This window comes from Methylophaga sp. UBA678, assembly GCF_002299105.1.
GTDB classification, from domain to species: Bacteria; Pseudomonadota; Gammaproteobacteria; order Nitrosococcales; family Methylophagaceae; genus Methylophaga; species Methylophaga marina.
Map to the genome: position 1 here is coordinate 1 of NZ_DBNG01000030.1, position 7,422 is coordinate 7,422.

Sequence of the window (7,422 nt, forward strand, 5' to 3'; positions counted from 1 at the left end):
TCCAACCCTGTTTTGCAAATAGCCTTTATTTTGTGCATTAATTCAAAATAGCAGCGGATCACATGTTGTGAGTTAAGTTAATTTTATCTAAACTCAATCGCTCGCAATGGAGAGCACTCACAAAAGTACATTCAATTTTTTATTCTAAATTTATGTCGTCCACTTGTGAGTGCTTTCCGCCTTTTTACTCTACAGCTATAGCTTGTGTTATTTCAGACAGCCATCGAGTGAAGTTGAATATCTTTACTGGGCGGCTGACCAAAAAAGCGGCTGTATTCCCGACTAAATTGTGACACGCTGGAATAACCTACGTGCATACAAGCGGTGCTGACATCCATCATTTTTGACAGCATCAGATGTTTTGCCTCATACAGACGTAACTCTTTCTGAAACTGTAATGGGCTCATCGACGTTATTGCCTTAAAGTGATGATGGAATGACGATATGCTCATATTCACGCGCTCAGCCAGTTCATCGACTTTCATCGGTTCAGTAAAGTTTTCCTGCAACCAGGAAATGGCAGCCGAGACTTTTTGCAGATGGGAACCTGTAGTCGCAATCTGCACGACCAGTTTGCCGATATGACTTTGTAACAGGCGGATATAAATTTCTTCCATCACTAACGGAACCAGCAAGGTTGATACTTCTGTTTGAGCTGATAAACCAATTAAACGGGTAGCTGCTTCGATAATATGCGGATTAGCCTGACCAATAAAAATCGGTTTGGTGTGTGCGGTTTTAGGCAAACCGTAGGGAAACACCTTTAGTGCCGTTTCGGCCAGCTTTTGCTGATCCATATCGATAATCAAACACAAGTAGGGTTCATCTTCACTGGCCTGAATAATCTTGGCTGAGACCGGCACCTCCGTTGAATAAACAGCCATTCTGGAATCGTCATACTCGTAAACATCACTTCCGATAATGGCGCGTTTAGCGCCTTGAGCAATAATGCAGATACCGGGCTGGCTATTACCACGAACAGCGACTTCGTCAATTTTAGATACACGAAAAACGCGGACACCTGCGATAGGTAAATCAAACAAGCCATCGTGTGGAGCATAACGGCTAAGTAATTCAGCCAAAGGTTTTGTATTCATCAGGTCTATCTAAACAAGGAAAAGGGCAGCCAGAAACTGACTGCCCGTATAGGATTAGGCCGTTAATGATGCCATATCGATGACAAAACGGTAACGCACATCAGAACGTTCCATTCGCTCAAAGGCGGTATTAATTTCATCCATTTTGATCATTTCACATTCAGGCAGAATGTTCATTCGACCACAGAAATCCAGCATTTCCTGAGTTTCTTTGATACCACCAATTAATGAGCCCGCAATGCGGCGGCGACCGAAAACCATCGGCGCTGTGTTTGGCCCTTCAATAGGACCAATCTGACCGACCATAACCAGAGTGGCATCATTATCTAATAGTGGGATGTAAGGATTAAGATCATGATTTACTGGCACGGTATCGATAATCAGATCAAAACTGGAAGCGGCAGCCGCCATTGCGTCTTCATCTTTAGATACCAAGAAGTTATGAGCGCCCAGTTCTTGCGCATCGGCTTCTTTTTTCGGTGATGTACTGATGACTGTCACATCAGCACCTAAACCAACAGCGAGTTTAATGGCCATATGACCTAAACCGCCCATGCCAACGACACCTACACGGCTACCAGGTCCGACATTCCATTCTCTCAAAGGTGAATAAGTAGTGATACCTGCACATAATAATGGCGCGGCTTTAGCCAGATCCAGATTTTCTGGCAGGCGTAATACAAATTCTTCACGAACAACGATGTGTTTGGAGTAACCACCTTGTGTCATATCATTAGTAATACGGTCTGGTGAACCATATGTCAGTGTAAAAGTATTACGACAGTATTGTTCATGGTCGTTATGGCATTCATCACATTCCTGACAGCTATCGACCATACAGCCAACAGCGACATGATCACCGACGTTATATTTGCTGACATTGCTGCCAACGGCAGTCACACGGCCGACTATTTCATGACCTGGCACAACAGGGTATGAAGACCCACCCCAATCATTTCTGGCAACGTGTAAATCGGAGTGACACACACCGCAATAGAGGATTTCCATTGCTACATCATTATCGCGTAATTCTCTACGTTCAAAGTGATATGGGGCGAGCGGGGTATCGGAGGAATGAGCTGCGTAACCAACAGTTTTCATAGATGTAACTCCCTTAGATAAAAGAATTAGAGGTGAAAATACTATAGACGGAACGATGAGAAACCACTTGCCTAATACTACAGCCTTTATGTGTGTTTCTACGTAAATTAAATGCTATCGTTTTAGTCATCCCAGTAATAAACACGGGGTAACTTACCTGTGTATCTATAGTGACTCAGTCACATCCACAACGTTCCAGAAATGGACGTTTAGCTGCCGATAACACCACCATCATTTTTAGTAATCAGCACCGTTGTTGAGCGTGGGCGTGTTTTACCATCAGAAGCCGGGTAGCTTAATCCTGGATGCTGGATATTAACCCACATCGCTTTGTAATCAGGACTCCAGGTAATCCCGGTCAGTTCACAGCCTCTCGGTCCAACTAAAAAGCGTTTGATTTCCTGCGTTTGCGGGTTGGCACATAACACCTGATTACAGCCCATGTTTGCCATGAACGGATCGTCGTCATCATAGTCAGTCATAATCCACAAACGGCCATCCTGATCAAAGCCTAAACCATCAGGTGAGGAGAAAATATCTCCTTGAATATTACCGACTAAATGATCGGCTACTTTGTGACCTTCAGCATCAGTGGCGTCTGGCTTCTCACCTGCAATAACGAATAATGACCAGTTGAATGAGGTAGCTGCCGGATTGGCTTGCTCCTCCATGATTTTGATTATCTGACCATGACGATTATCAGGACGTGGGTTGGCGGCATTAACAGCAAATTCTTTGCCGCGTTTATTGTTGTTGGTCAGTGACACATAAACATCCAAATTGTGCGGATTCACTGTGGCCCATTCCGGACGGTCCATGGGTGTTGCACCTAATAGATCAGCCGCAGCCCGAGCATTAACTAAAACTTCAGCCTGGCTGGGGAAACCATTTTCTGCTGTTAGCCCTTCATTACCATGTACCAATGGTAACCAACGACCCGTGCCATCATCGTTAAAACGCCCCACATACAATGTGCCTTCATCCAATATGTCTTTATTATTGTGCATCTGGGTTTTATCAAAGCGTTGAGACGGTACGAATTTATAGACATATTCACCACGAGTATCGTCACCAGAGTAAAACGCCAACTGACCATTATCTGCCAGTGAAGGTGCTACACACTCGCGGCAGAAACGACCAAAGGCTGTGCGTTTAATGGGTTTGCTTTGCGGATCAAAAGGATCAATTTCGACGACCCAACCAAAACGATTAGGCTCGTTGACGTAACCCTGATGGGGCAGTGAAGCATCCGGTGTTGCATCAAAACGCGCATCAATCGTGCTCCAGCCATAATAATTGTCGTTTTTGTCATTAGAAATGCCATAACGGTGATGAGAGACACGAGACTGGTAATCTGTTTTGTCGTGATTGAAGAAATAGTTATGCCAATTTTCTTCACAGGCCAGATAGGTACCCCACGGAGTGAAACCATTCGAGCAATTATTCAAGGTGCCGATAATTTCATTGCCATCAGGATCAGCGACTGTTTTGAATAGGTCATGACCGGCTAAGGGACCGCTGGCCTGCATCGGTGTTAATGTTGAGATACGGCGGTTATAGAGTGAGGGGTAAACGCGTTGCCATTCACCGTGACTGTCTTTTTTCACTTCAATGACACTGACACCGTGAGCCGCTTGTTCTTTTTTGACATCGTCGGGCAAACGTTTGCCATTGCCATCATAAATCAATCCATCGGTATGGATGGTGGGATTAATGTATTCATGATTGATCACCATCAAGCCACGATTATTGTTGTCGGGAAAGGCAAAAAAGTGCATGCCATCATGGTTATCACCAGCCTGTTTCAGCTGTTCCTGCCAGGTATTACTGGCATCGGCTTTCCATTTTGTTGCTCCTGTTTCCACCGGATCACCCCAGGAGAAGAAGGCTTTTGCCTGATAGCCATCCGCGACCACGACTTCATCAAATAAGGGATCGGTACGTGGCTGAATAGGCTGAAAACCAATATATGGGGCTGGGGGGATGGCATTTTCACCGGCAAAGGCAAAACGACTACCCATGCTCAGTCCTAGAAAGCCTATAACGGCGGCATTTAAACTGCCTTTTAAAACATCACGGCGTGATAACGCCATTTTATCCAGGCTTTTTTGCTCGGTGCTGTTAATAATCTCATCATCATAAGATGCCAGGCGTTGATGAAAATCTGAGTGTGTCGGCTGTGTCATGGCGAGTTATCTTCTTTTAATGAATACGGTATTCAAAGGTGTTACGAACATTCGGTACAGGTACCGCTTTTCCGTTAACCATACGAGGCGCGTAACGAAAGGTTTTGGCAGCAGCTAATGATGGCCGTTCAAACATCGGATGACAGTCAGCCAATACCTCGGGAGACTCTACACGGCCTTGTTTGTTTACGGTATATCGAACAGTGCAATCACCTTCCAGACCTTTACGCAAAGCAGTTCTGGGATAGTCCGGTACCTGTTTTTCAATCGGTTTATAGTGTTCCACAGAAAATGTTTCAGTTGCTAGCTCGGATGGATTACTTTGTGTTTTTTGTGGCACATTTTGCTTATTACTACTTGTCAGTACTGGGCTGTCAGGCAACTTTTCTGCAGGTTTTTCTTGCTTTGTCGGTTGGCTGACAGGCGGAACCGGCTTGTCTTTAAGTGGTTTTATTTGCTTTTCTATTTTCTTTTTTACAGGTGTTTTTGGTGCGGGTTTTTCTATCGGTTTGGCTATGGGGTTTTCAACGCGTTTAAAGGCCAGTTCATTTTCAACAATACTTTGTTTAGGTTTAACTTTTGGCTCGATAACAGGTTCAGGTATAACCACCGGCTTTACCTCTTCGAACACGGCTTTTTTTACCGGCTGAGGAAGTTCGACCATGCGGATATTCACTGTTTTAACGACCGGTTCATGCTGAGTCACCGGTGTCCATGAGTGAAATAATAATGCGGCAATGGCAATATGAAACAAACCTACTTCAATTAATGCAGATTTGTTTATCTCAGAGGCAGTAAACGGTTTACTTAGATAAAGTGGATCACGCATAGCTAACTCAGGCATCGGGCGACTCCGTAATCAGGCCCACATCATCGATACCCACTTGCTGTAATGCGGCAATCGCTTTTACAACTGAAGCGTAATCCGTGGCTTTATCACCACGGATAAAAAATAGCAGCTTGTCATTCTGCTGTTTAATCTGCTCTATTTTTTCGACCATGTCATCCAAGCTGACTGCTTGATCTGAGCGGGATTGAATATCGACTTCTGAACCCACATTCCAGTAATAACTGCCATCAGCAACCACCGATAAAGTCAGAATCGTTTTCTGACTATCAGTGGGTAACGCTTCCGCTGCAACCTTAGGTAATTCAAGTTTAACGCCTTGTACCAGTAGCGGAGCTGTGACCATAAAAATCACTAACAACACCAGCATCACATCGATATAAGGCACCACATTCATTTCTGCCTTCAAGGCATGTTTAGCAACCGGTTTTCTTAGCATGACGACCTCACGCAGCCTTTGCCAATGGTGCTCTGTGCATCACTCGCTGTAATCGGGTGATGAACTCATTACCAAAATGATAATAAAGCGTACTGATAGCCCCGGCGCGTTTACTCAGCTGGTTATAAGCAACCACTGCCGGGATCGCTGCAAATAAGCCGATAGCGGTGGCAATCAGGGCTTCAGCAATACCCGGGGCCACGGTGTTTAATGTCGCTTGTTCAACCTGGGACAGGCCAATAAACGAGTTCATAATGCCCCAGACCGTACCGAACAAGCCGATGTAGGGGCTGACTGAACCAATGGTAGCCAGGTAAGAAAGACCTTTTTCAAGTTCGGCTTCCTGCTCGCCAATATTCACCAGCATGGCACGTTCTACATTTTCTACCTTTTCATCCTGCGGCATAGTGGCGATATGCTGATATTTCTCATACTCCTGCCAGCCAGCCTGAAATATGGCTGGAATCGCTTTGTGTAAAGTCGCTTTTGTTGTTGCTTCAGGTAATGACGTCATATCCGCCGTTTGTCTGAATTGCTGCTGAAACAGCTTATTTTGTTTCTCCAGACGACTTAATACATTTGAACGCCACAGGATCAGATACCAGCTTACCATCGATGCCAGTACTAAAATCAGCATCACAATTTTCACTAAAACGCTGGCATCACTGACCAGACCCCAAATAGTCATTTCATGCATTGCAGTTTCCATGATTGACTCCTTATTTGCTCAGTTTAGACAGGCCGAGTTGATCAGCAATCTCTGACCAGGGCACATATTTGAAGTTTTGATTTTCCAATGGCATGCGATTGCGTCCATCCTGAACAACTAACATGCCTTGCTGCCATGGTTGGCCAAAATTGACGCTACTGACATCCAGACCATCTGTTTCTGAAACACCATCAATGCCGGATGCTGTATTAAAGCCAATACGAAATACACCGCGATAAGTGAAGGGTGGCAGAGCATCAAGCACAACATAGCTATCATTGCCCTGACTGGATATCACTAGATAATCCTGTTTGTCGTTCTGATACAAACTGATCCCTTCGATATCGTCTTTCAGATGTTCACCGACAGGCATGACCTGAGTCATCACCGTAGATTGATCGGCACGGGCATCAAGTGTCCAGACTGCTCTGTTTTCTTCACCAATAAATAAACGATCATGTTTATCATCGGCCACACAGCCTTCAGGTTGCGTGGCAACTTTAAATTCACGGACCAGTTCACCGGCAATCTTGCCTTGTTTGTCCTGCATCTGATATTGGAAAAAGCGGCCGTCTTTATCATTCACAATGGTGTAGATATCACCTTGTTTATTTTTATACATACACAGGCCATAAATATCCTGTGCCGTGGTGCTAACTTCACCCATTTCAGTGACAAGACGACTTGCTGGATCGATGGCAAACACATGCAGTGAGTTATGATCACGATTGCTGGCAACCGCTAAATCAATCTGTTTACCATTGAAATGAAAACCATGACGGACATCGACATTATTCAGTCGTCCAACAGGCAAAAATTGCTGGGTTTTGCCTTTTAAATCATAAACAACTAAACCGCCTTGTTTATCCGTACCTAATACCAGACTTTGTTCCGGGTTGGCTTTGTTGACCCAGATAGCTGGATCATCAGCCGCATCGCCTAAGCTTGGTACAGCATCGGTTTGTATTGCTGGTTTAACCAGCGGGATAGGCGGGGGCGATGTCAGCGATGTATGCGTCCATGGGGTCCTAGGGATTTTGCCT

At 44.9% G+C, this 7,422-nt stretch carries 7 protein-coding genes; all 7 read right to left on the reverse strand.

The features are described from left to right. Nucleotides 1-212: 212 nt before the first annotated feature. A complete protein-coding gene (locus B3014_RS13790) occupies nt 213-1,097 on the reverse strand; it encodes an AraC family transcriptional regulator (RefSeq protein WP_289245434.1) in 885 nt (294 codons plus the stop codon). 54 nt (nt 1,098-1,151) lie between these two features. Continuing rightward, nucleotides 1,152-2,198, reverse strand: a complete 1,047-nt coding sequence (locus B3014_RS13795; protein WP_007145105.1) for an NAD(P)-dependent alcohol dehydrogenase — start codon at nt 2,196-2,198, stop codon at nt 1,152-1,154. A gap of 209 nt (nt 2,199-2,407) precedes the next feature. Then, nucleotides 2,408-4,384, reverse strand: coding sequence for a PhoX family protein (locus B3014_RS13800; protein ID WP_289245435.1), 1,977 nt, complete (start codon nt 4,382-4,384; stop codon nt 2,408-2,410). A gap of 16 nt (nt 4,385-4,400) precedes the next feature. Beyond that, entirely contained in the window at nt 4,401-5,228 is an 828-nt protein-coding gene (locus B3014_RS13805) for a TonB family protein (protein WP_284722676.1), read from the reverse strand. Then, entirely contained in the window at nt 5,221-5,670 is a 450-nt protein-coding gene (gene tolR, locus B3014_RS13810) for a protein TolR (RefSeq protein ID WP_284722677.1), read from the reverse strand. The genes B3014_RS13805 and tolR overlap by 8 nt, the downstream gene beginning before the upstream one ends. A 7-nt stretch (nt 5,671-5,677) precedes the next feature. Then, nucleotides 5,678-6,379 carry a protein TolQ gene (gene tolQ / locus B3014_RS13815; RefSeq protein ID WP_007145101.1) on the reverse strand — a complete coding sequence of 234 codons (702 nt, stop codon included), beginning with the start codon at nt 6,377-6,379 and terminating at the stop codon, nt 5,678-5,680. Nucleotides 6,380-6,389: 10 nt separating this feature from the next. Next, nucleotides 6,390-7,422: phytase (locus B3014_RS13820; protein WP_289283161.1), on the reverse strand; the 1,033-nt coding region annotated here is incomplete at its 5' end.